A 26,995-nucleotide genomic window follows, 5' to 3' on the forward strand; every position below is an offset into this window, starting at 1 on the left:
AGTGGACAAGCTATAAAAAGGCTGTTGCTTGCTGTCGCGCCTGGAGGCGGAAGTTCTCTTGTTTTTTTGCCTGCTTTTAGCGAGTAGGGTCGCATTCTATAGGCTCCGCAGATGAAACAGTCCATAGGTTATCGCAGAAACTGCAATTTGCGGCTCATATTGCCAAATGGTCTCCTGTCGACGACGGTTGTACTGCTCCTGAGTGCCTAGACGTTTTTCTTCATCAGGCTCTTTCAGCAATTCTCCGTAATAAATATCAATGATAGCCAGCTCGATTCTAAGACGCTCGCGTGCCTGTTCTGCCCAAGTGTAATCAAGTTCGGCTAGCTGAGAGGTAAGATGTGCTTCCAATAAATCTGTAGCGGCTGTCACTGTCAGTTCATAAGGTTGGATATGCACGTTTTCTGGTAAACGGGGGATCATCTCCCGCGAGGATATCTTAGCGTTAAAATCATCAATGATGTTCCCTTTTGTCAGAGATATTCCAAGATAATGCAGTTCTTCCCGTTTCAAATCGCAGCTCATCTCCACTTTATAGCAGACACCGAGCCAAGGTTCATAGGCTGCAGAGAAGAGTGTATTCCGTTGCCTGCTACCGGGATCTTCAAATAAGTAAAGGCATTTTCCTTCATCTTGGGCTGCACTCCAAATTTGCTGCAGGCGCTTGCTTCCATAGATGATATCTTCACGTCTTATCATGCCGGGCCCAATTCGTGGCAGAGCTGGAACAATACCAAAGTAGCGGGCAAGGATGCTGTCTTCTGGATTTGAAGAGGGGACATGAACCACATTAGATTCAGGTGATGCTGAATTCAATAGATCCGAGCTCACCTCAACATCGGCAGTCGAGTCCATCGCTGGGTTTCCTGTAATTGGTGGGTTCATTGCTCCGATGCTGCGATTTATCGTAGGCGGAACTTCTATAGCTGCCTGGCTGTCGTATTTTTCCGGATCAAAAACAAAGGTGAAAGAGAGCGTCTCCGGATCAACACCAGTACGCTCTACAAATCCCCAATAATAAGGACGATCTGTAAGCATTCTGTCAGCTCTTGGCGATAGCTTTACAGTTACGTGAATGGGCGATACTTCAATAATGGAGCATTCTGTCGCCTCCAGATAGTCCATTACATGTTTACGTACTTCCTGTGAGGTGAGGGTCATGTCGCAGTCTCACTTTCCTTTTTAATACCCTGAGTCAACTCACTTAGGGATTCACCAATATGATCTAGCTCATTTCGCAGCTCTTCATCGGAGCGGGATTCGAGCATGATTTTGTATAAACTTTTCTCCAGAGATTCTTTCTTCTCAAAACGCTCCAGAATCACATCCAGCCCTCCAATGACCATTTCGAACATATTGATCTTCTCGTGTAGCAGATGCAGAATATGTTCTTCAATGGTGCCCTGTGTGGACAAATTATAGATAACCACGTCATTTTCCTGACCTAACCGGTGCACCCGCCCAATCCGCTGTTCTACTCTCATAGGATTCCAAGGTAGATCGAAGTTGATCATATGGTGACAGAACTGCAGGTTAATGCCCTCACCACCCGCCTCGGTTGCGATCATGACTTGAGCACGGCCGCGGAAGAGATCCATCATCCAGTCTTTTTTACCACGGTTCATTCCGCCGGAATAAGAAACACACATTAGCCCATGTTCGCGGAAATACTGAAGCAAATATTCTTGAGTCGCGCGGTACTCCGTGAAGACGATGACTTTTTCATTCATTTCTTGAATGAGGGATAGCGTTGTTTCGGCTTTGGTGTTGGTTTTAACCGTACGAAGTGTCTGCAATAGCTCCATCATCCGATCGCGTTTCGGAGAATCAGCGGGTAGCTTCTTGATCAGATTAACTAAAGTGATGAAGACGGCATCCCGGCTGCTGCACACCTCGCGCTGAAGCGTTACCAAGGAAAGCATACTACTGAGATTGCCGCCCGATTCTTGATACTGGTCTTTGACAAAAGAAGTGACAGCGTCATATAATACTCTCTCTTCCTGTGAAAGAACTAGCGGAATATTACGGACTTTTCGTTTCGTAAAGTTAACAGGTCCTTCACCACGCCGATTGCGGATCATCACCTTCGAAAGCTCGTCCCTTAGCTGACCTTCATTCTTGGGTTGCCGTTTATCAACGACGAAATTTGAAGCAAAATCGCCCTGATTTCCTAATTGCCCCGGCTTCAGTAAAGTGATCAAATTAAATAGCTCGCCCAGATCATTCTGAACGGGAGTAGCGGTTAGGAGCAGGCAATATTTCTTGCGTAATTGCTGTACAAATAGATAATTAGTCGATTTCTTATTCTTCAACTTGTGGGCTTCATCAATAATCAACATGTCATATTCATTTTCCAGCAGCATTTCTTTATGTGGATCACGTTTCGCGGTGTCCATAGATGCGACGACAATCGCATTTCCCCAGGAGTATGCTTTTTTCTGTGCAATAGCTGATATGCCAAACTTGGCATTCAGCTCGCGGACCCACTGCAATACGAGGGAAGCGGGTACCAGAATAAGAACTTTAGAGACGAGACCGCGAACAAGATATTCCTTGAGTACAAGTCCAGCTTCAATCGTCTTTCCTAGTCCAACTTCGTCTGCAAGAATCGCGCGGCCTGACATCTCAAACAGAACCTTATGCGCGGTATCGAGCTGATGAGGAAGTGGGGATAATCCGGATAAATGCTTCATGCATTGCAGCTCATCGAAGCTTGTTACTAGACCCGTTTGTTCTCCTTGCACGGCAAGCCTGGACAGACGGAAATCTCCCCACGGACCGCCTTTTTCCAGTTTGAGTTCTAGATCCTGCAGCCAATTCCGGTCAAAAGAAAGAGGAACAGGCAGTATAGGCGCGGGCTTCCCACCTTTGTGGGGTAGTGAATTACGGAATAATTGCGTCATGGTACAGCCTCCTCAGGCGCTAATTCATATCATCATTCGTAGAAGTAGTATGCTCTTAAACAAGAGAATTCATAACCTTCTATTTTTCTCGATAGCCTTTAAAAAAGAGAGTAAAAGCGAGAAAACGCGGCAAGGTTTGCGATATTTCGGCTGCTTGACTCTATTTTCGAAAAAGACCTTCGATACAATATGTGGTATAGTTTAAAAGTTGACGCACACAATATATTGTGACAAAAGCTTGAATTTGTGGGTTTATAGGGCGCTCAGCTGGTATTTGTTATTGACAAGATGAACTTCCTACATACACCGTAAGGCGGAAGATAAGTGTAAGGAAGTTTTTGTTGTGGGTCACAAAACGTAAGCCCACACCTTGGAATGGAACTGATATTTACTACAATGCGGGAGGTTTTTTTATTGAGTAATGTGGAACGTAAGCAACGCCTTGAAGGGCTAAGTGAAAAAATATTTTTGGATCGTTATGCTTGGAAGGATGCCGACAGCAACAATGCTAAAGTGGGCGATGTTGTACTCGTTCTAACAAAGGATGATCCGAAGTTTCCAACGAAGGAAGTCGGAGAGATCGTAGAACGTAGCGGCCGAATCGTAACCGTTAAGACGCGCAGCGGCGAACTTGTGAAATCAGATGTTGAAAAGCTGACGCTTAATATAGAAAAAACACCAGAGGAAATGTGGGATCGTCTGTCTACAGCTATGGCTTCTGTTGAGAAGACACCTGAACTTCAAGAAGAATGGGCAGGTAAATTCCGTTCGATTCTGGATGATTGGAAGCTCGTGCCGGGTGGACGTATTGCGGCTGGTGCAGGCGCTAGTGAAGAACTAACACTATTCAACTGTTATGTAATTCCTTCTCCAAAAGATAGCCGTGGCGGTATTATGCAGACATTGGCTGAAATGACAGAAATTATGGCTCGTGGTGGCGGTGTAGGGATTAACCTATCATCACTACGTCCACGCCGTGCGATTGTGAGAGGTGTGAATGGTTCATCCAGTGGTTCTGTATCTTGGGGCGGTCTGTTTAGCTATACCACTGGATTAATTGAACAAGGCGGTAGCCGCCGTGGTGCGCTTATGCTCATGATTAATGACTGGCATCCGGATGTTGAGGACTTCATTACCGTGAAGCAAACGATGGGTCAAGTCACTAATGCTAACCTTTCGGTATGTGTGAGCAATAGCTTTATGAAGGCTGTAAAAGAAAATCTGGATTGGGATCTCGTATTCCCGGATACGACAGATCCTGACTATAACGATATGTGGGATGGCGATCTCGACAAGTGGAAGGCTGCGGGCAAAAACGTTATTCATTATCGCACCGTTAAAGCGCGTGATGTGTGGCGCACCATTATCGAGTCGGCTTGGAAATCTGCGGAGCCGGGCGTAGTGTTCATGGAATACTACAATCAGATGTCCAACAGCTGGTATTTCAATCCGATCATTTGTACGAACCCATGTGGGGAGCAAGGGCTGCCAGGCTGGGGAGTCTGCAATTTGTCCGCTGTGAACCTGTCCAAGTTTTACGATGAGAAGAATCATGATGTAGACTGGGAAGATCTCGCGACTACGACGCGTTATTCCGTTCGTTTCTTGGACAATGTCATTGATAAGACACCTTATCATTTCCCGGAAAATGAAGCGAATCAGAAAAATGAACGCCGTGTGGGTCTAGGAACGATGGGACTAGCGGAGCTTATGATCAAATTGAACATCCGTTACGGTAGTCCGGAATCTTTGGAGTTTCTGGACAAGCTGTACGGCTTTATGGCTCGTGAAGCGTACCTTGCATCGGCAGAGATTGCTGGTGAGAAGGGATCCTTCCTAGCTTTTGATACTGAGAAATACTTAATGAGCGGCTTTATGGAAAATATGGTCGAAGCGTATCCAGAGGTTGACGAAGCGATTCGCAAACATGGCATGCGTAACGTTACAGTTATTACTCAAGCACCAACGGGCAGCACAGGTACAATGGTAGGCACTTCGACAGGTATTGAACCTTATTTTGCCTTCAAATATTACCGTCAAAGTCGTCTTGGCTACGATGAGCAGTTCGTTCCAATCGCTCAAGAATGGCTTGAAGCTCATCCAGGTGAAGAGCTTCCAGAATACTTTGTGACCTCGATGGATTTGTCGGCTAAGGATCATATCCGTGCGCAAGCAGCGATTCAACGCTGGGTGGATAGCTCAATTTCCAAGACAGCAAACTGTCCGTCTGACTTCACGGTAGAAGAGACGGCTGAGCTATATGAAATGGCCTTCGATCTAGGTTGTAAAGGCGTTACGATCTACCGTGATGGTAGCCGTGACGTGCAAGTTCTGCAAACCTCGAAGAAGGAAGATGAGAAACTTACTTCAGCAGAAGAGGTAGCACCAGCAGTTGAAGCTGTAACGACTCCTGAAGTAAGTGCAAGTGTTGTAGCAGCAAGTCCAGCGCCACAAGTCACTACAAAAGAGCTGGATAAACAATACAAGAAACGTCCGCAGGTTCTGCGCGGCGCAACTTACAAGATCAACACACCTTTCGGCATGGCATATATTACGATCAATGATCTTGATGGCACACCGGCAGAAATCTTCCTGAATGTTGGTAAAGCAGGCTCTGACGTCTTTGCGATGGCAGAAGCACTCGGTCGTGTCTGCTCCTTGTTCCTCCGTTATGGAGATCATGGTGAGAAGGTGGAATTGTTGATCAAACATTTGAAAGGTATCGGCGGATCAGGCGCAATCGGCTTCGGTGCGAATCGGGTAGAATCCATTGCAGATGCTGTAGCTAAGGCATTGGAGACTCATGTACTGAATAACGCTCATGATGATCATCTGCCAGCACCAATTGCAGCAACATTGGAGCTGGAGGATTTCAACGAAGCTTTAAATGCGGAGTTGAAGGCGAGTGTTCCTGCGGCAACGTCTACCGATGATAGTCATGGTGGACATGGTGCGCATAACCACACTAGCGCTTCACGTGATCTTTGCCCATCTTGCGGCGGCGCTTCGCTGATAAATATTGAGGGTTGTAAGACTTGCGGGAACTGTGGGTATAGTCGCTGCGGGTAAATGAATGGGTTGGTAGATTTTCAGGTCAATTGTGATGGATCATGAAAGCTGCAAAAATGACCATATATGATGACAATAGTGGATCATGAAAGATGAAAATTTAATTTACTATTCATTATTTTGAATAAATATTCAAGGAAGTATATTTATGTGTTTTTACGCATGAAAATCAGTGGGTTTTTCATTTGGGTTGAGTAGATAAAAGTTTTATCTTTACTGGAATTCAATAATTAAGAAGAGTTATGCTTAGGATTGAGTTTTAAATGAACACTATAAAAGTCCCGATTAGGAATTTCCTATATCGGGACTTTTTGATGTGATAAATAATGTTATTTGTTTACTGATCTGAACAGTCCCTAATTTCGTAACCAAGGATCATTAGGAATAACTCGCCGTCCCATGCGTCATGGGCACTATAAGTATAAAAACGATGGATATATAGATTTGCTTCTTTCTATATATATTAAAATATCTAACACTGATAAGTCTTTATAAGCTACCATACCAAACATCTTCAACAGGCTCTAACCACTCTGTTTCGCCTGGCGTAATAGCAAGGTGTACAAACCAACTGTCTTTAGTCGCGCCATGCCAATGCTTTACATTTGGTGCAATTTTCACTACGTCACCTGTTTTAAGCAGTTGAGCGGGTTTTCCTTCTTCCTGATACCAACTTTCACCACCTGTGACTAATAAAACTTGCCCAACTTTATGTGAATGCCAGTTATTGCGGGCATTGGGGGCAAAATTTACGTTTGAATAATGAGTATAATAGCTATTTTTCTTGTTGGAGGATTTATCGGTTTTCATGAGTCTGTATAGGTGCGGTTGAACAAATCTGAACTTCTATTTCATCTTTAGTGAGACACTATTCTAATGAAATAAGGCTTTTTAGTCTTCTTTTTTGCAGCTGTGGTGATCCATCATAGATTTTGTGGTTTTTCATTTAGGTTTTTGTTACCTGACTAGGCTCCAAATCTTGGTACACAACTTATTTTTCGCCATCGACGATTTCATTATAGCGAAGAAATAATAAAGTTTTTAACGAAAAGCTGATATGGGATTTACAAACGGACTTGTTATTAATCAGCCGAACTTATCATGAAATTATGAAGCGTAACCGGAAAATGATTATGATTAGTTTTAAAGAAGCAGATATTTATACCGGGTTACATGAAAGGACAATAAAACTTCTATACAGTTTAAGATAATATGTACGTTATTTTACGGTTATATATGAGAAAGAGACGCTAATTGAAGCTTTGCATTTAGAAATAGAAGTGTGCAAGCGAATTATAGCCCATCTCGAACGGGAATTGAAAAGCTACAATCGGCTGTAACCATTAATAAGGAAATCATTTTAGAAGCTTTGATAGCTTATCCAAAGGTGCAACGAATAGAAGAAGAATGGATATACTCCGGGCGTTAATTAAGGAAATCCATATGGAAGCTGATCGTAAGAGCATAAAAAACATCGTCTTCTGGTTTACAGAAGACGATAGAACACACACATAATAGTTTACCAATGAGTGAAGGGAGAACCCTATCAAAGTGGGTACATTTGACTCGGAAAGTGTAAGTATAAAAACATCAAAGAAAGCGTTGACATTTTTATTGGAGTATTCTTATAATAGATTTGAAATCGATTACAATTGATGCCTAATTCGCTTCAACTGTTTTATACGGTTTTGAGAGTGGGAGAAATGGAAAGAGCAATCTTCTTCTTTTTTATCTTGATAATGAAATCGATTTCAAGAAAATGAGAGTCCAAGGGAGTCATATTACATTTGATGACTTAGGCGCTCAAACTGTGTTTATACGGTTTTGAAAGAGGGAGGTATGAAAAAATAATTCTGTTTTCTTTTTTATCTCGAAAATGAAATCGATTTCAAATAAAGAGCGTTGAAAGGAGTCATGTATGCAGTCCATAAGCACATCGGTAAAGCGCAAGCGGGGGCATAACAAATATTTCGCGGCGGTCATGGCACTGGTTTTACTGTTCCCGGGCGTGTTCGGGGGAATGGCACGAGATATCGCTTACGCGCAGGAGACGCCACCGCAGACGCAGACAGACAGCAAGTGGTATCAGAACTTTGAGCAGGCCGGGGCGGATAGAACCTATGGAATTTCTGCCGTCGGCACCTCATCAACAGCGTCGGTTACAGACCGGACACCGGGAGGCAGAAGTCGGGGAAGTGTGCGCCTGATTCAGACGAACGACAATAATCCCGGCGGCGGAGCCTGGAACACCGATGTTTACGGATTCACGGTATCGCCGCAGAAGGATACAGTTACAGAAGCGACCTATTATGATGCTTCTGCCTATAACTATTTAATTTTTTACATTCTGGACGCCGATGTTCATAACCCGAATGTTGTCATCCGGGATGCAGACGGGAAAGTATGGAATGCCAATACGGACCAGGCGCTGTCCGTGAAGGATGAGTGGACGAGGCTTTCGATTCCGCTCGATAAGACAAAACTCGATTTTTCGCGGATTGTCTCCATTTCGCTGGGCGAGTATTGGGGCTGGGGCAACATCTATTATTTTGACGAGCTGTACTTTGCCAAATCTGCTGACTCTCTGCCGCCTGCTTATCCGGATGATGGCTTAGAGCCGTCGGCGCCTGTCATGTACCAGAGCTTCGAACAACCCGGCAGTGATGGCAGCTATGGCTTGGCAGGTCAGGGAACCGCGACGGTCGCCCAGCGTGTCACTGCGGCTGCTGCTTATTCCTCAAACTCCGGCAGTCTTAAAATGGTGCAGAATACCTATACGGACGGGGAAGGGAAGGAACGGAACGAAGCCTGGAACACCGGTGTTTATGGAGCCGGAATTAAACCTGAGGGCGGCTTGACCGTATCCGGTGCGACGTATATGGATGCTTCCCCCTTCAGTTATCTGTTGTTCTACGTCAAGGATACGACAGCGGCAGCCGGATCCAGTATTCATGTTGTATTCAAGGATGCCGAAGGCGGGGTCTGGGATACGGAAACAAACGCAGCGGTCAAGACGGAGTCGAAGCAATGGGTGAAAATGACCGTAAAGTTGGACAAATCGAAAATTGATTTGTCCAGACTGCAGCAGATTGAGCTCGGAACGTACTGGGGTTACGGTAATGTGTACTACTACGATGATCTTTATCTGGCCCAGAACGAAACGGTTGCTTCGCCTGCCTTTGAGCCAGAGCGCACGGCCTTGTTCAATGATTTCGAGAGCGGAACCGGCTACTCCGCAGGCAGCGCTGCCACCGCCGTATCCTCAGGTGATATAGCCAACGCAGCGGGCATGGCCGGTGTCATGGTCACGACGGGCAAAAATGACTGGCCTTATACGGCCGGGAGTTATTTGAGCGTACAGCCCAAAAAAGGCGGTACGTTCGATGCGTCGGCTTATTCATATCTTGCTTTCTATCTGAAGGACACCCAGGGCAGCAATGGAGTGGAATTCCGCATCAAGGACGCCAACGGGGGCGTCTGGGACACGTGGGGAACCTCCAAATCGACCAAGAATAAATGGGTCAAAATGCAGCTTCCGCTTAAAGGTGCCTCAAAGATTGACCTGACAAAAATCGTATCGGTCGACGTCGGCTTTTACAATGCCGGAGTGTATTATCTCGATGATATGTATTTTGCCATGGCCGAAGACGATGTGCTGGCCGGCTTCATCAGCGGAACCCAGAATATCGGAGCGGTCTGGTATCAGAATTTCGAGACGAGAGGGCAGGACGGACGATACGGGATTACGGCCGGTACCGGGGTGAGTACCGCACTCAGCATGGAGAAATCGGCGAGTGCATACAACTCTGCGAGCATTCGGGCTGTGCTGTCCCAGGATTCGTCCAACCCTGCCATGAATGGGATAGCCGTCAGTCCGCAGGCGCTCGAAGAGTCTCCGGACAAGAACCTGCCATATGACTATCAGCCGGAGTTCGACGCCACAAATTTTAGCCATCTGATCTTTTATGTGTGGGATGAGCGGGGCGGCCAGACGCTGTCCGTACAGTTGAAGGATGCTGGCGGCAAAACGGTAGACTGGCAGACCGGAGAGACGACAGCAGACGGCTGGAATCGGATCGTCATGCCTTTGGACAAGAGCGTGGATTTCCAATTTACACGCCTTAGTGCAGTGACGGTGACGCCGGGGAAAGCGGGGACCTATTATCTGGATGAGTTTTATTTCGGTAAAAAAGAAAGCGCAGGCTTCCCGAATGCTGGCTATACGCAATTGGTGCTGAAGGATGTGGACGGCGAAGCGATGCCCTATTCGGGCAGTCTGCCGCTAGGTTCTTTCGAGAAGCAGCAGGACAGAACGTACCTCTCTTTAAACGGAGACTGGAAAAAAGAAAGAACCACCCTGGATTCCCAGCTGTCAGCAGCACCCCGGGACAGCGCCAGAACTGCCGGCCTTGAGGAAGAGGCGGGCGGCAGACAGCAGACGGGTTACAACGACTCCGGCTGGGCCGGCAAGACGCTGCCTCTCCCGGAGGATGAGAGCGCGGTTTACGAATCTCTGAGCGGACCGGAGAACAAGAGTGACAAGTCGGGTTATCAGGGCGGGGTATGGTACCGCAAGCATTTTGAGGTGAATAGTTCTCTTGAGGGGCAGCCTGCACAGCTTACTTTCCTCGGCGTCAACTATTTCGCGGATGTATGGATCAATGGACAATATGCGGGCGGGCATCAGGGCGGCTACACGCCGTTCGCACTGGACGCTTCCGGTCTATTGAACTATGGCGGCGACAATGTGATCGCGGTGCGGGTCGACAATCCGAAATGGGACACGTTCAATAACGGGGAAATACTGCCGTACGCGACGTCCGACTGGTTCAACTACACAGGAATCCTGCGGGACGCCTACGTTGAATTTATGCCGGACACCTATGTGGTGCGCAGTGATGTGCGTACGCTGGATACGGATGGACATCTGTCGGTCCGCACCTTTCTGAATCATACGGGCAAAACGGCGAAGCAGGTTCAGCTATCCTATACAGTCTACGAAGCGGAGATCGGAGAGGGTAACCGGCTCAGCGAATATGCGCAGGACCTGACGGGTACGGAAGCAGCCGCGGCGCAAGGAAACGCATTTACGGTTCCGGCCAGCGGGCAGGCTGTACAAACGGTCGAGGTGAAAGTACCTGAGCCGAAGCTGTGGAGTCCGTCTGAACCGAATCTGTATATTTTAAAGGTAGAGCAGAAGACCGGCGGAGCAGTAACGGACACCTTCTATACCCAGTTCGGTATCCGTACACTGGAAGCGGAGGGTGTACAGCTTAAGCTGAACGGAGAGTTGGCCCCGTTCCTCACCGGGGTCGGTTATACGGAGGACAGCAGCGACAAAGGACCTTCGCTGGATGATGCTACCCGGTACAGCGACCTGCTGAAGATCAAGGAGGAGCTGAAGGCCAATTTCGTCCGGACCGGGCATTTCCCGCACAGCCTGCCGACCTATCAGTATGCCGACCGGATCGGCCTGGCCATCTGGCAGGAAATTCCGGCCTATTGGTTCAGCGGAGAAGCCTTCGACCTGCAGCGTCAGCGGGGCCAGGCCAAGCAAATGATGGAGGAAATGATCTTCAGTAATTACAACCGGCCTTCCGTCTGGTTTGACGGAGTCAGCAATGAGTCAGGCGGGCAGCTGGAGCGTGTCAACTTTATCCAAGAGCTGCGCGACGCTGCACATGCCATCGACGGAACAAGACTGGTTGGCCAGTCCGCCGTGGCGAATCCGTACAAAGGCGTGAGCGACCATTCGCATTCCCCGGCGGATATCATCGGAATGACCATGTATTTCGGCGCCTTCTACGGTGCGAATACAGACTTGGAGACACAGGAGGAAATCGAGGCCATACATGCGCTGCATCCGGGCAAGCCGATCATCGCCACAGAGTACGGCTACTGGTCGGGTGACGAAACCGCCTCGGACACAAGGCAGACGACGCTGTTCACCGGCACCTTCAATGCCTTTGCCCGCACAGCTACCCGGGCGGAGGACGGAACGCCGAACCCGGACGGACTGCTGAGCGGCGCGGCCTGGTGGACTGCATATAACTGGTATACCAATATTACGGGCCTGCAGACGATGGGCCTGTATCATATGGACCGGACAACGCCGAAGCAGGTGAAGGATATTCTGGCGGAGCGGTATAACCGGTATAACCGGATTTCGGCCGGAACGCAGCCGAAGCCGGCCGGTATTTCGGCTTGGTTCCAGAGCTTTGAGTCGGGCCGGGGCTATTTATCTTCATCCGCTCAGCTGCAGCTGGAATCAGCAGCGGACAGTGTGGCCGGCAACGGCACGAAGAGTCTCAAGATCACAGCGGGCTCCGGTGCGGACGGAACTTATGCCGCATTTGTTCCGCAGGGCGGCGCGATCAACAGTGATTTGACAGGCTACAATTACCTGAACTTCTACGCCAAGGACAGCGTGGGGGACAGACCTCTTTCCGTTACGCTCGTGGATGCCGAGGGGCGTTCCTGGACAACGGAGACGGAAGGGAAGACGGTGAAAGACGCATGGACGCGGCTGAGTGTTCCGCTTCTGAAGGCGCAGGGCGTTCCGCTGTCCAGCCGGCAGCTGAATACGCTGGCGATTACCCAGATCAGGATCGGCGTGAACGCTTCTGAGCAGCTATGGGTCGACAACTTCTTCGCGGCAACCTACAAGACCGGAGCGGAGCCCGCTTCGTATCCTGTAGGTTCCAGCGGCTGGTTCCAGTCTTTTGAGGAGACAGACGTGCAGGTCGGCCAGGGTGTGAATGCCGCCGCAGCGGTGGACCGGACATTTGGGGTCAATCCTGGGGGAACGGGAAGTGTGAAGCTGGAAGTCACTGGAGACGGCGGCTCACCGGGAGCGGATAAGCAATCTGTCATCATTAGGCCCCAGGGCGGCGCAGCTTCCATAGATGCTTCCGGCTTCAATTATCTGGCCTTCTATGTTAAGGATATGCAGGGATCGAACACCGTCCACGTTACCTTTGAGGATACGGACGGCACGGTCTCCGTGAACAACTGGACCGATGTCGGTTCAGTCAAGGGGCAGTGGACGAAGGTGTATCTTCCGCTGATGAAGACCTCTGCGGATATCAGCCATCTGAAGGAAATCCGGTTGGCGGAGTGGAATCCAGGCACCTATTATTTTGACGATCTGTACTTCGCCGAATATCCGTCGGATGAAATTCCCGCCACGTATACGGAAAAGATTCCGGAGAAGAACCATCCGGAAGGCCAAATCAAGGTGGCAGCGGTCGGCGATAGCATCACAGCAGGAGCCGGGCTGAAATATGCCGGGGTAACGAGTTATCCGGCACAGCTCCAGTCGCTGCTCGGGAGCAACTTTGCCGTCAAGAACTTCGGTGTCAGCGGCCGTACGCTGCTAAAGGACGGCGACGATCCATACTGGAACGAAGCAGCATTTGCGGCCAGCCAGACTTATGCTCCAGACGTCGTGGTTATCCAGCTTGGTACCAATGACACGAAATCCTGGAACTGGAAGGAGGGGCAGAACCAGTTTCTGAGCAATTATAAAGAGCTGATTCAATTGTATCAGGCACTGCCAAGTCAGCCGAAGGTCTTTGTCAATCTGCCACCGGCAGTGTTCAACGATGATCCGAACCAGGCTTATGGTATTGTCAACTCCGTTCTGCAAAACGGGGTCATTCCTCTGATCCGGCAGGCGGCTGAAGCGACAGGCGCAACCCTGATCGACGTGAACGCGACCACAGCCGGAAGCCGCAGCGACTTCCCGGATAAGATTCATCCGAATCCGAAGGGAGCCTGGACTTTAGCCGATACAGTGGCCAAAGCCATCCGTGGCACACTTTACAACATCGGGGATACGGAGGTCACCACTTGGAAAGACGGTAAGGCCGGCGCGTATTCGATTATGTACGATGATGGTATCTACAAATCCGTTTTACGGTTTGCCGGATTGCATGAAAAATACAGTCTGAAGGGAACGCTGGCGCTCATCAGCGGCTGGATTGACGATGGTTATAATGACACTGGCGCTTCCACGGGCACGTGGGATCAGTGGAAAGCACTGCTGGATAAAGGGATTTTCGATGTAGCGAGCCATACGGTTACTCACCGGAATCTGACCACGCTCAGCGCGTCAAATGTGTCCTCCGAGTTCAAGGATTCTGTCGCCCGGATCAAGGAGAAGACCGGTTTTAAGCCGGAATCGCTGGCGCTCCCGTACAATACGGGCAATGCGGCGGTTGCGGCAGAAGCAGCCAAGTATTTCGTTGCCGCGCGCCAGGGAGGCAACAATGCCGGCAACGCCAGCAGTACAGAGCAGTATTACAATCTGAGCAGCACAATGGTTGAAAGCACGACAACGGCCGTCCAACTGGATGAGTGGACCGACTTTGGCATCGCCAAGGGCAACTGGCTGATTCTGACCGGCCATGGCAATGATGGTGAAGGCTGGTCTTCACCTCCGCTCAGCCTGTACGACAATCATTATGGATATGTATCCCAGCGGATAGATGCTCTTTGGAACGGTACCTTTGCCGAGGTGGGCAAATATTTGCGTGAAAGACAGAACGCCACGGTTAAGGCTACTAAAGCAGCTTCCGGTACAATTGAGGTTAAACTGGAGGGCACACTGGACCCGGCAGTTTACAATGAGCCGCTGACCTTGAGAACGAAGGTTCCGGCAGAATGGAGTGAGGTTACTCTCACACGGGGAGCCACTTCTTATAACCTGAAGCCGGTCCGTGAGGGTGAAGGTGCATTCGTCTATTACGAAGCCTTGCCTGGAACGCAAATGCTGGTTATCAGCAAGAAGGGAACTTCTGTTACCAGCCCTGATACCGGAACCGGCACACCGGCCTCTTCCGTCTCCGCAGGCGCAACAGACGGTGCAAAGTCTGTTCTTGCTCCCGGCACAGCGGAGCTTACGAAGGCGCTCGCCGCCGCTCCGGCGGATATCAATGGAGTGCGGACGCTTACGTTTAAGGCCGGATCAGCTGCGGGTAAGACAATATTCGAATTGCAGCTGCCTGCCTCATATCTGGCTTCGATGAAGCAGGTGCGGATCCAATTTATTACCCCTGCAGGTAGCCTGCTACTTCCGGGCGATATGTTTGCGGGCATGGCTAAAGAAGCAAAGCAGATTGCTGTGTCCGTTAAGCTCGCGGATCTGTCCGGTGCGGATGAGGACGTCAAGCAGGCTGCGGGCAGCCGTCCGGCTGTCGAACTGGGCGCTGCCGTGGACGGAAATCCTGTCAGCTGGCAGAACAATCTAGCGACCGTTACGTTCCGCACGCCTTACCAGCTTTCCTCCGCTGAAGCGCTCAACCCGTCTCAGCTGACGTTCTGGCAGATCGGTAAAGACGGAAAGGGACAGCCGGTAGTCAGCGGACGATATGACAGCGTAGGCGGTGAGATGCTATTCACCACACATCACTTCAGCCGTTATGCAGTTGTCTCTGTAGCCAAGAGTTTCGGCGATCTGGGCCGCTACGGCTGGGCGCAGGCAGCGGTGGAAGCTCTTGCCTCTAAGGGCGCCATCCGGGGAGTCTCGCAGCATTCGTATTCGCCTGCGCAAACTATTACCCGCGCGGATGCGGTAGTCATGATTATGCGGCTGTTTGATCTGCGGGCGCAAGCCTCCCATTCCTTTACGGATATAGCGCAGGCTGATTATTACTATGAAGATGTGAATGCTGCGCGGACGCTGGGCATTGTGCGCGGTTCGGGCAGTGGTGAGTTCCGGCCGGAGCAGCCGGTAACCCGTCAGGAAATGATGATGATGCTGGACAGCGCCATGCTTGCGGCAGGCAAGGAACGCTCCGGGGGCAGCGGGGAGGCATTGCCGGAATTCAGGGATGCTTCGCAGGTATCCGCTTATGCCAGGGAAAGTGTGGCCCGTGCGGTTTCGGCCGGTTTGTTCCAGGGCTATAACGGTTACTTGCAGCCCGTTTCGCCGATCACCAGGGCGGAAGCTGCTGTTACGCTTTACCGGTTGTACGGAATAATGTACTAGTTGAATTGGCGGGTCGTTTCGGTGAACGTTTATTGCCGAAGACGGCCCGATCCTTCGAAAGGAAGAACAAAGATCAGGCATAGCTTGTGTGGTGCCTGATTTTTTTTTGCCTGAAACCGTAAAGAAATGAGAGCTTGCAATGATTGTTGAGATAACAAGTGGAAAGATAGAAGGGCTGCAGAAAGGCAGATTGTGCGTCTTCAAGGGCATTCCTTATCCCACGTCGCCTGTAGGCAGCCTGGATTTTAAACCTCCGGTGCCAGCGGAGGCAGGGGACGAAAAAATATTGAAATCGATTTCATTGATAGTTATAATGGATTTATCAACCCTCGAAAGTATGTGAACTGATGAAGAATAGCAAAATTATCGATGTTGCCCGGATTGCCAATGTCTCGCCCGCGACGGTATCCCGCGTATTGAACGACAGTCCGCTGGTAACTAAGGAAACGCAAAGTAAGGTATTGAAGGCCATTCAGGAATTGAACTATACACCGAACGCCATGGGCAAGCAACTCCGATCCAGGAAGACCATGACGCTGGGCGTCGTCGTACTCGATATCGGGATATCCTATCATGCCGAGATTATCAAGGGAATTGAACAAAGGGCGAACGCAATGAATTACAAAATCCTCATCTGTAACTCGCAAAATGAGAAGAAGAAGGAACTGGAGTATTTGTCACTGCTTCAGAACCGGACAGTAGACGGCATTATCCTGGTGGCGCCGATGCTGAGCGACGAAGAAATCGCGGCCTTCGCTGGTGAAGGGTACACGATTGGGGTTATCGGACGCCGGCTTGGACATCCTAATATTCCCTGCTCCACTACGGATAACTGGAAAATCGGCCGTGATGTTGTCACTCATCTGGCGGCGAACGGGCACCGGAGGATTGCTTTTTTGAACGGCTACGAGGAGGCGCTCGACAGCATCGAGCGGCTGCAAGGGTTCAAGGAGGGGCTGGCTGCGGCGGGACTTCCTTTTCTGTCAACTCTGGTTGAGAAAGGAGAATTCTCCGAAGATGGAGGATATGCAGCTTTCTGTCGGTTATGGGAAGAAAACGGCGATTTTACAGCGGTTTTTGCCGCCAATGACGAGATGGCATTAGGTGTGTACAAAGCTTGCTCTGAGTATGGCATTGCGATTCCGGACCGCATGGCGGTGGTGGGCGTCGACAATATCCGGATTACCAATTATGTATCGCCTAAGATTAGCTCAGTTGAACAGCCGCTGTACGAGTTGGGGGCGCTGCTGGCGGACAAGGTTATCGATCAGATCAATGGCAATCTTCAGCAAGGTCAAAGAAATTTTATGGTCGATTCCAGGCTGGTTGTCAAAGGTTCTTCGCAAAAAGGGGCTGATTCGAAATGAATGCCCACCTATGGGGCTGGAATAACACTATCCTTTGGTGGGGGAATCATGCATGAAAATGCCGCATAGAAAGGTAGAACGCTACTTCGGGAAGTTTTTTTCCGTAATGGTAGTCACGATTTTCCTGACAATTTCCATCCTGTCCATCATTCTGTATATGAATTTTGAGAAAATTGCGCTCCGCCAATCCTATGATCAGACGATGGGTAGTCTGGCGCAGACGACACAGGAAGCCTCCGTGATGGCTGTGACCGCCGCCACGTTCGCCAAGCAGATTTACAGCGATCAGAATGTCGCCAATCTGCTTAATTTTCCCGACGTCAGTGCGCTGGACATCGCCGATTCCATCCGGCAGCTGACCAATTACCGTGAAACCTCGCCATTTATCGAGTCTATCTATGTTTACAATGCCGAGGCACACACCTTTTATGTCACTTCTGATATGAACGTTCCTTCTGTGTTCAGCGAGCCGGAATTTTACGACCAGGAGCTGCGCAGTATGCTCCAGCATGTAAACGATTACAACACGCTAATGCCGATTCCTCGCAAGTTGAGGATCGATGGGCTCGTCGGAAACATCGCTGAGCGGGAACGCGATACGTATACTTTTTTGCTATATGACACGCTCAGCAAGAAGTCGCGGAAGAATGCGGTCGTCGTCAACATCAAGGAGACGCAGCTGCATAAGCATATCGACGGTTCTCTGACGAATGATCCGACGAATACCTTTCTGATCGACGAAAACGGCACACTTGTCACGAACAGCTGGAAGACGCCAATGCTGAGCAGCCTTAAGGGCACGACGTATGTAGACCGGATATTGCGAGATCCGGAGGGTTCCGGGTATTTTGCCGCTGAGGTCGATCATGTCAAATCTCTGGTCACCTACAGCAGGTCTGACTATCTAGGCTGGAGGTATATACGCATTGTGCCTTATTCAGTAATCAGCCAGAATATCGACAGTATGCGGACCAAGACAATGATCGTTGCCGGAGGCATCCTGCTCGCCGGACTTGCGTTGTCTTCTCTGCTGTCCCGTCGGATTTTCAGCGGGTTGAACCACAAGCTCTCCCGGCTAGGTAAGCTGGAGACAGAGCAGCGGGAGAGTGTCCAGGCTATGCGCATGGATTATCTCCGCAGCCTGTTGAAGGGATATACACAGATGAACGCACGGCATGCAGCCGACCAATTTGAACGTTACAGCATTCCGCTGGATCCTTTACAGCCTGTCCGTGTCCTGCTGATCATGGTAGACGATCACCTGCTGTTCGTGAACCGATACAAAGCGGAGGACCGCAAGCTGCTGATCTACGGAGTGCTCAACATTGCCCAAGAGCTGTTCGCTGCCGCTGGCATTCCCGCCACCGCGGCGGATATCGGGGATGAACAGGCGGCGGTGCTGCTTCAGATGTCCGGCGATGCCGAAGGTGACCGGGAGCGGTGCCAGGAGTCTGCTTCCTGGATTCAGGCGGCGGTCAGCGAATATTTGAAGCTGTCGGTCACTGTTTCCTCGAGCCTGAGCGGCCCGGGTATTGAAGCGGTACACGCCTTGTATCAGCAGGCGGTGGAAGCCTCATACAGCTGGGTGTTCAGCGGAGCCGGCAGCCATATCGAAGCCGAAGAAGTGGAACAGAACAAGACCAAACGTTATGAATATCCACTGCATAAAGAGAAGCAGATGATTGATGAGCTGATGCTGGGGCGGATAGCTGATGTAAGGCAGCTGTTCCGCGAGATCATTATAGATACGGCTGCTTATACCTATATTTCCTACCAGTTTGCCGTTTCACATCTGACCTTTGCACTGCAGAACGCGCTGAGGATTATCCGGTCACATTCACCGTCGAACGAGGACTGGGAGTTCATTAATCTGCAGCTGTATATGCCGCACTCCCGGACAGAGACGATGGAGCAGTTCATTGAACGTTGTATGTCCCTATTTGATCAGTTGGAGAATCAGATGAATGAACGGAAGAAGAGCCGGCAAGATGAATTGCCGGGCCGTATCAAAAAAATTCTCGATGAACGTTATGCCGATCCGAATCTGTCTCTGGACATGCTGGCAGAGGAGCTCGGCATGTCCGCCACCTATATCGGGCGCGTGTTCAAACAGCATATGCTGCAGACGATACTAGGTTATATCCAGAAGGTGCGGATGAGCAGAGTGCGCGAGCTGCTGCTGCATACGGATGCCCCCGTCGGAGAAATCGCAGAACGCGCCGGCTTCTCGAACAGCCCGTACTTTTTCAAAGCGTTCAAGAAGTACAACGGTGTAACGCCTGCGGAATACCGCAGAACGGGCCGGGGGCGAACGGATGATGACGGCGTACAGGCAGGCATTGCAGATGATTAGAAGAGAAGGCGATCCATGGCGGCAAAATCGCGCAGGATCGCCTTTTTTAACGTACAGAGGTAGCAAATAAGCAGTCAGTTCGGAAAAAATTAGTCTGCTTTTAAAGCGAAAAGTGAGTCATATCGCATATGGTAAGTTGCCCGGAAAGAGGCTGTCTCCTAGTATGGACCTTGAAGCTGGAAGTACCGGCGGAATATTCCAAACAGAAGGAGAAGGAGGCTGATTCGATGTCCGGAAAGGGCGGGATCATCCGGGAACTGCGTCAGAGCAAGACGCTTCTGCTGATGATTGCACCAACAATTGTGTTTTTCATTGTTTTTAGTTACATCCCGATGATTGGCGTGTATTACGCCTTTACGAAGTTTGATTTTGACGGGGGGCTGTTCGGAAGCCAGTTTGTCGGGATGGAGAATTTCAATTTCCTGCTTAAGACAGGAGTGCTGTGGAATCTGACCAAGAATACCGTGCTGTATAATCTGGCGTTCATTTTACTGGGCAATATCATGCAGATTATTTGTGCCGTATTCCTTGCTCAGCTGTCCGGCAAGCTGTTTAAGAAGACGGCCCAGTCGCTGATGTTTCTTCCCTATTTTCTGTCCTGGGTGCTGGTAGGCGCGTTCGTCTACAATCTGTTCTCAGACCTCGGGGTAGTCAATAGCGTACTTAAGCAGATTGGACTTCATCCCTATGATTTCTACCTGCATACGGCACCGTGGAAGTTCATTATTGTGTTCTTTAATATCTGGAAAGGGCTCGGCTACGGCACCGTTATTTATTTGGCGGCAATTATGGCGATCAGCGATGAATATTACGAGGCGGCGAAAATCGACGGGGCGACTATTTTTCAGCAAATCCGCAATATCACGCTGCCGTTGCTGAAGCCTACCTTCATCCTGCTGATTCTGTTCAGTCTAGGCGGCATTATGAAGGGGCAATTCGATCTGTTCTATCAGATTATCGGCAGCAACGGTATGCTGTACGATGCCACAGACATTATCGACACGTATGTGTTCCGTTCCCTGACGGTCAATTTTGATATCGGTATGGGTACGGCAGCCGGCCTGTATCAATCCTTTTTCGGCTTCGCCTTGATCATGATCGTCAATTTCATCATCCGTAAGACGAACAAGGACTACTCCTTGTTTTAGAAAGGAGGTATACGCATGAGTACCCAAGTCAATCAACTGGCCAAAGCGGATGCCTTCAAGGGCAGCCGGATCAAGCAGGACAAGGAAACCATCGTTTTTAATATCATCGGCTACACGCTGTTGACATTCGTTTCCCTGATCTGTCTCATCCCCTTCTGGCTGATCGTCGTCGGTTCTTTTACCGATGAGCTGGAGATTATCTCAAAAGGCTTTCAATTGTTCCCGAACACGGTCTCGTTCGAGGCTTATAAGTCCGTATTCAGTACGCCAGAGCAAATTTACCGGGCTTACGGTGTAACGATCGGTGTGACCATCGCCGGCTCGCTGCTGGGCATTTTCCTGACCTCGATGGCCGGGTATGTCCTCTCCCGCAAGGATTTCGGGATGCGCAACGGCATTTCGTTCTTTATTTACTTCACGACGCTGTTCAGCGGCGGCCTCATTCCCTGGTATATTCTCATGACCAAAAATTTGGGGCTCAAAGACAGCTATTGGGCGCTGATTCTGCCTCCGCTGCTGAGTGCCTGGAACATTATCCTGATGCGCAGCTTCATGAAGTCGATCCCTGAATCCATTGTAGAGTCCGCCAAAATTGATGGTGCAGGTGATTTCAAGATCTACCAGAGGCTGATTCTGCCGCTGTCGACGCCAGGACTCGCCACAATCGGGCTGTTTCTCGCACTCGGCTACTGGAACGACTGGTTCAATGCCAATATGTTCATTACTACGGATGATAAATATCCGCTGCAATTCCTGCTCTATAAAATCCTGTCCAGCGCAGCGGTGCTGCAGACGAACAACGGGGCCTATCTGGCCGCTAATGTCGTGCCGCCGACGGAAACACTCAAAATGGCCGTTGCTGTGGTGGCGACAGGGCCAATTATCCTGCTGTATCCTTTCGTCCAACGCTACTTCGTGAAAGGGCTTACTGTTGGAGCGGTCAAAGGTTAGAACCGGCTTGCCGGCTAACATAGTGTTTTTTTATAAGTAATAAAGGGCAAGGTCAGACAGGCTCGAAGCATTTAGCACATTAATTGAGGAGGAATCAAGTTGGGAAAAATCAAAAAAAGATGGACACTGCTCGTCTCGCTCTCCATGCTGGCATCGTTGCTGGCAGGCTGCGGCGGATCGAATAACGGTGCGGCGGAAAAGAACAATCCGGATACGGCCGGAGGCAATGCCAGTCCATCGGCAAGTGAGGCCACATCGTCGAAGGAACCGCTCAAAAAGGTAAAGCTAACCTGGTATCTGGTCGGCGATACGCATAAGGATATGGACAAGGTGTTGGCCGAATGGAACAAAATGCTGGAAAAAGACCTGAACACTACGGTCGATCTCAAGTTTACCACCTGGAACGACTGGCAGACTAAATATAATCTGCTGCTAACCTCCGGTGAGAAGATCGACATGATCTTCGCATCGAGCTGGGCAGATTTCTACAAGCTGTCCAAGCAGGGGGCGTTCCTGGATCTGACGAATCTGCTCCCTGAATATACACCGGAAACCTGGGGCAATGTGCCGAAGGATGACTGGGGCTCCGTCACGGTCGGCGGCGGTATTTACGCGGTGCCGAATACGGTTCCGGAATACACGCCAGCCGGCTACGTCTACCGGGAGGACTGGCGCAAGGAATTGGGCCTGCCGGAGTTCACCGACCTGAATTCGATTGAGGCTTACATGGATGCCGTGAAGACGAAGAAGCATGTTACCCCGATCAATGGCTTGGTCTATGATAACGTGAAATTCCTATCCCAATACTGGAATGATTTCCAGATGATTGGCGGAAGTGAGGTGATCGCGGCCACTTCTTACGATACTCCGCGGGACATTCAAATCGTACCGTTTACCGACAAGTACGAAGCTTGGGTCAAGAAGATGAAGGAGTGGGCAGACAAGGGCTACTGGAACAAAAACTCGCTGTCCTCGAAGCAGGAAGCCGGCGATTTCATCAAGACCGGACAAGGATCGATCTACTGGCGCAACCCGTCCAGCGCCGGAGGCTTTATTAATGAGGTGAAGTCCAAAAAACTGAATATGGAAATCAGCTACTTCCCATTCACCCGGTTCCACAATTATGTACTTCCGACGCTGCCAAGCTCGAACGCGATGGCTGTTCCGAAGAGCTCGAAGAATCCGGAGCGCTCGCTGATGGTGCTCGATAAGCTTCGCAACGACCCTGTTTACTTTGATCTGATGACCTACGGGATCGAAGGCAAGCACTGGGCCAAGGGCAAGGACGCCAAAACGATTGTCATTCCGGCACCGGGTGTCGATCTCAATGTGACGCCGCGTTTCGATATCGCAAGCTGGGGCTGGCGCTATGAGCCCAACATGCTGAAAGAAGAAGGAGGCTGGGATGGCCTCGATAAGCTGAAGGAAGAATTCAAGCCGATCAGCAAACCGGATATTTTCGGACCGATTTATATGGATTATGATCCGGTTAAAACCGAGCTTGCAGCGGTCAACCAGGTGTTTGAGCAATACGGCAAGCCGCTGATGCTCGGGCTGATGCCTGATGTGGACGCTGCACTCAAGACCTACCGCGACAAGCTGAAAAGTGCCGGTATCGAAAAACTCCTGACTTATGTGCAGGAACAATCGAATCAGTTTTTTGACGAAAAAGGAATTAAATAGAACTTGAAATTATGAGGAACAGCGGCGGAGGCAATTTCGCCGCTGTTCCAGTTCCTATTCAGAAAAGAAAGGGGAATGTCATCATGAACACAGCGGCGGTAAGCACGGCGGGTCCTGTGAGCGTCTGGCTCAGCTCGGAGGAGGAGCCCGGTCAGACCTCCTGGTTCGGAGGGCCGCAGGAGATTGCCTACAGGCTGAGCAGACAACGGGATCTGCTCTGGACCGAGCCGAAGTCCGGGGAGATGGCGACAATCACCATTACTCCTGAACATACCGGCCAGACCATTCTGGGGCTGGGGACTTCACTCGAGGAGACGACTGTGCATAATCTGGCGCGGCTGAGCCCGGAGCGGCGGCGTGAAATCCTCACACGCTTGGCTGATGCCAGCGAGGGTATCGGGTTAAATCTGTTCCGCATTACGCTGGGATCGGCGGATTTCACGGCAGAGCCTTTTTACAGCTATGACGATATGCCGGAAGGCGGGACGGATTTCGAATTTGAACATTTTTCGATCCAGAAGGATATTGACCTTTCTATCGTCGACACGGTTAAGCTGCTGCTCTCCATTAACCCTGAAGCGCTGCTGTTCGCTTCGCCGTGGAGCCCGCCCGGCTGGATGAAGACCAGCGGTAGTCTGATCCGCGGCAGCCTAAAGGAAGGCAAGCGGTATACTGCGGCACTGGCCCGCTATTACCGTTTGGCTCTGCAAGCCTACCGGGAAGCGGGCATCCCGATCTTCGCCATGACCTTGCAGAATGAGCCGCTGCTGGAGACCGGCTACCCGAGCTGCCATATGACACCGGAGCGGCAAAAGGAGCTAGCCATCGCTCTTCGGCGGGAGCTGGACGAACACGGGATCGACACGCGCATTTGGATCTTTGACCACAATTTCAGCGACGCCTGGGATTATACACTTCCGATCCTTAATGACGGGGCTGGATACGCTTCGGCGGAAGGCATCGCGCTGCATGATTACGAGGGTGAGCCGGAGGTTATGAGCGCCCTTCGCGCAGCTTATCCCGATAAGCCGTTATATCTGACCGAGCGCTCGCTGTGGGGAACACGAGGCGCGGACAGAATGGCGCAATATTTCCGCTTCGGTGCCAGCAGCTACAATGCCTGGGTGACGATGCTGGACAGCGATATTGCACCGCATCAATGGACCGACATTCCCGGTCCAACCCTGTTCATCCGGGATGCAGCAGGCTCAGACCGTTACTGGGTGACCCCGGAATATTATCTGCTCGGCCAATATTCACGGTTTATCCGGCGGGGAGCGGTAAGAATCGCCAGCGGCGGAGGTATGAACAGCGTGAACCCTGTCGTCTTCCGCAACCCGGATGGCGGGTACGTAGCATTAGTGGTCAACTGTACTGACCGTGATCAGGACTTCCGACTGCTCTGCGAAGGACGGCAGTTCACAGCGTCTCTACCAGCGGGGACAGTCGGGACCTATTGCTGGGTGGCTGTACTGGACTAATCCCACGTTGTCGTTACGTTTGCTGTTAGCACTATAAGGGCATTTTGAGAAGTTCATATTATTCCGGGAGAGTGAAATGTTATGGCAATCAAAAAAATGCTGACTCTGGCAGCTGTTCTGGCCATTACCGTGTCCATGGGGTCGGTGTCCGCACCGCAACAGGCGCAGGCTGCAGGGGAAACCGTACAGGTATGGCTGTCCAACCCCAACACAAGTACTTGGTTGGCAAGACAATCGGATGTCAAGTTCTCTGCATCCAGCGCAGGTGCCGACTATACGATTACTGTCAATGAAGGAAGCGCCTATCAGACGATGGACGGTTTTGGTGCTTCACTTACAGATTCATCCAGCTGGCTGCTGCAAAACAAACTGTCTGCAGCCAAAAGAACCGAGGTCATGAATCAGCTGTTCAGCGCCAGCGGCATCAACATAAGCGCCCTCCGCCAGCCGATCGGCGCGAGCGACTTCAACTGGGAAATGTGGACCTATGATGATACGAGCGGGAACAGTGATGATATGAACCTGAGCGCTTTCTCGCTCTGGCGAGAGGATGCCTATATCCGCCCGATGCTTAATCAGGCCTACAACGTTAATCCGGGCCGGATCAAGCTGTTCGCCGCCCCGTGGAGTCCGCCGGCCTGGATGAAGACGCAAAAAAGCCTCTACGGCGACACGGGCGGCACACTACGTACCGATAGCTATGATGCCTATGCCAATTATCTGGTGAAATATCTGCAGCAGTATGCCGCACTTGGAACGCCGGTCTATGCCCTCTCCCTGCAGAATGAACCGAAATTCGCCCCGCACTATCCCGGACTGCTAATGTCTGCCAGTGAACAAAGCAATCTGATCAATGTGCTGGGCCCGAAGCTGGCACAGAACGGACTTAACACTCAAATTATGGCCTATGACCACAACTATGACGATATCAGCTATGCCTCGTCGGTGCTGGGATCAAGCGCATCTGCCTATACGCAGGGCAGTGCTTTTCATTATTATTCGGCCCTCAGCCATTCCAACCTGACCACGCTGCATAACCAGTATCCGACCAAACGGATCTGGTTCACGGAAGGCGGCAGCGGAACGTGGATTGGCGGCGGCACGAACATGGGAATGTTCCAGGATCTGATGATGCATATGATCCGCTTCCCCAGAAACTGGGCAAAGTCCTATATCATGTGGAATGTCGCGCTGGATCAGAGTGGCGGCCCCGCGCTCGCCGGAATTGATGCCGCCAACCGCGGCCTGCTGACCATCCGCTCTGACACTACGGACTCAGTGACCTACAACCCGCAATTTTACGGTTTGGGGCACAGCAGCAAATTTGTTGACCCGAATGCGTCCCGCATCGATTCGAACACGTTCCAGGACAGCATGGAGGACGTAGCCTATAAAAATCCAGACGGCACCATTGCGCTTGTGCTGTCCAACCGGCTCTCCAGCGCTAAGACCGTCAAGATTCAGTGGAATTCGCAGTCATTCACGTACGTGGTTCCTGCCGAAGGCGCGATCACGTTCAAATGGTCGTCCACCTCGGCACCGGTGACCGGCGGCACCTATAAGATCTTGAGCAAAGCAAGCGAAATGGCCCTGGATGTGACTGGCGTTTCTACGGCAGATGGAGCGCTTGTCCAGCAATGGGAGTATACAGGCGGAAATAACCAGCGGTGGACGATCCGCGATGCAGGAAGCGGGTATGTCAACATCGTTAACGCAGCCAGCGGCAAAGCCCTGGATGTGATAAACGGCTCCATCACGGACGGTGCGGGCGTTCAGCAGTGGGCGCTTACCGGTACGGGAGGAAATAATCAGCAGTGGAAGCTTGAAGCAGCAGGCGGGGGCTATTATAAGATTGTAAATAAGAATAGCGGCAAAGTGCTGGATATTCCAGGCACTTCAACCACGAACGGCACCAAAATCCAGCAGTGGTCCTATACCGGAGCGGACAATCAGCTATTCTTCTTTGTGGCACCGTAAGGTTTGATTTGTATGCCGAAAAGCCCGCACAAGCGCGGGCTTTTCGGTGTGTGTATGAAGACTGGATAATCA

Annotated in this window: 11 protein-coding genes and 2 pseudogenes; 10 read left to right on the forward strand and 3 right to left on the reverse strand. The window is 50.6% G+C overall.

Features of this window, described 5'->3' with window-relative positions:
- Window positions 1-96: 96 nt before the first annotated feature.
- On the reverse strand, window positions 97-1,161 hold the full coding sequence (locus tag MHH52_RS10100) for a YqhG family protein (protein ID WP_313640591.1): 1,065 nt from the start codon (window positions 1,159-1,161) through the stop codon (window positions 97-99).
- Entirely contained in the window at window positions 1,158-2,903 is a 1,746-nt protein-coding gene (locus MHH52_RS10105) for an SNF2-related protein (RefSeq protein WP_340008331.1), read from the reverse strand. Before MHH52_RS10105 ends, MHH52_RS10100 begins: the two co-directional genes overlap by 4 nt.
- A 396-nt stretch (window positions 2,904-3,299) precedes the next feature.
- Here MHH52_RS10105 and MHH52_RS10110 point away from each other — a divergent pair, with 396 nt between their 5' ends.
- Window positions 3,300-5,972: an adenosylcobalamin-dependent ribonucleoside-diphosphate reductase gene (locus MHH52_RS10110; RefSeq protein ID WP_340009584.1), complete on the forward strand. Its 2,673-nt coding sequence runs from the start codon at window positions 3,300-3,302 to the stop codon at window positions 5,970-5,972.
- 489 nt (window positions 5,973-6,461) lie between these two features.
- On the opposite strand, the pseudogene MHH52_RS10115 reads toward MHH52_RS10110, so the two are convergent.
- Window positions 6,462-6,728 (reverse strand): annotated as a pseudogene (locus MHH52_RS10115) (cupin domain-containing protein); the annotation flags it as partial.
- A 252-nt stretch (window positions 6,729-6,980) separates the two neighbouring features.
- Between MHH52_RS10115 and MHH52_RS10120 the strand changes: the two are divergent.
- The 9 genes and pseudogenes from MHH52_RS10120 to MHH52_RS10160 all read left to right on the forward strand — a co-directional run.
- Window positions 6,981-7,123 (forward strand): annotated as a pseudogene (locus MHH52_RS10120) (TetR/AcrR family transcriptional regulator); the annotation flags it as partial.
- A 767-nt stretch (window positions 7,124-7,890) separates the two neighbouring features.
- Window positions 7,891-15,963, forward strand: a complete 8,073-nt coding sequence (locus MHH52_RS10125) for an S-layer homology domain-containing protein (RefSeq protein WP_340008333.1) — start codon at window positions 7,891-7,893, stop codon at window positions 15,961-15,963.
- A 347-nt stretch (window positions 15,964-16,310) separates the two neighbouring features.
- A complete protein-coding gene (locus MHH52_RS10130; RefSeq protein WP_340008334.1) occupies window positions 16,311-17,330 on the forward strand; it encodes a LacI family DNA-binding transcriptional regulator in 1,020 nt (339 codons plus the stop codon).
- Between the two features lie 52 nt (window positions 17,331-17,382).
- The gene (locus MHH52_RS10135) at window positions 17,383-19,683 is read left to right on the forward strand and encodes an AraC family transcriptional regulator (RefSeq protein ID WP_340008335.1); all 2,301 of its coding nucleotides are present in this window, start codon (window positions 17,383-17,385) and stop codon (window positions 19,681-19,683) included.
- 227 nt (window positions 19,684-19,910) lie between these two features.
- Entirely contained in the window at window positions 19,911-20,831 is a 921-nt protein-coding gene (locus tag MHH52_RS10140) for an ABC transporter permease subunit (RefSeq protein ID WP_313641573.1), read from the forward strand.
- Window positions 20,832-20,846: 15 nt separating this feature from the next.
- Entirely contained in the window at window positions 20,847-21,782 is a 936-nt protein-coding gene (locus tag MHH52_RS10145) for a carbohydrate ABC transporter permease (RefSeq protein ID WP_340008337.1), read from the forward strand.
- A 99-nt stretch (window positions 21,783-21,881) separates the two neighbouring features.
- A complete protein-coding gene (locus tag MHH52_RS10150) occupies window positions 21,882-23,465 on the forward strand; it encodes an extracellular solute-binding protein (protein ID WP_340008339.1) in 1,584 nt (527 codons plus the stop codon).
- 83 nt (window positions 23,466-23,548) lie between these two features.
- On the forward strand, window positions 23,549-24,946 hold the full coding sequence (locus MHH52_RS10155; protein ID WP_340008341.1) for a glycoside hydrolase family 30 beta sandwich domain-containing protein: 1,398 nt from the start codon (window positions 23,549-23,551) through the stop codon (window positions 24,944-24,946).
- Between the two features lie 81 nt (window positions 24,947-25,027).
- Complete coding sequence (locus MHH52_RS10160; protein ID WP_340008343.1) at window positions 25,028-26,923, forward strand: RICIN domain-containing protein; 1,896 nt, start codon at window positions 25,028-25,030, stop codon at window positions 26,921-26,923.
- The last annotated feature ends 72 nt before the right edge of the window (window positions 26,924-26,995 follow it).

Origin of the sequence: Paenibacillus sp. FSL K6-0276 (assembly GCF_037977235.1) — a bacterium.
In the GTDB taxonomy this organism is placed as follows: domain Bacteria; phylum Bacillota; class Bacilli; order Paenibacillales; family Paenibacillaceae; genus Paenibacillus_AQ.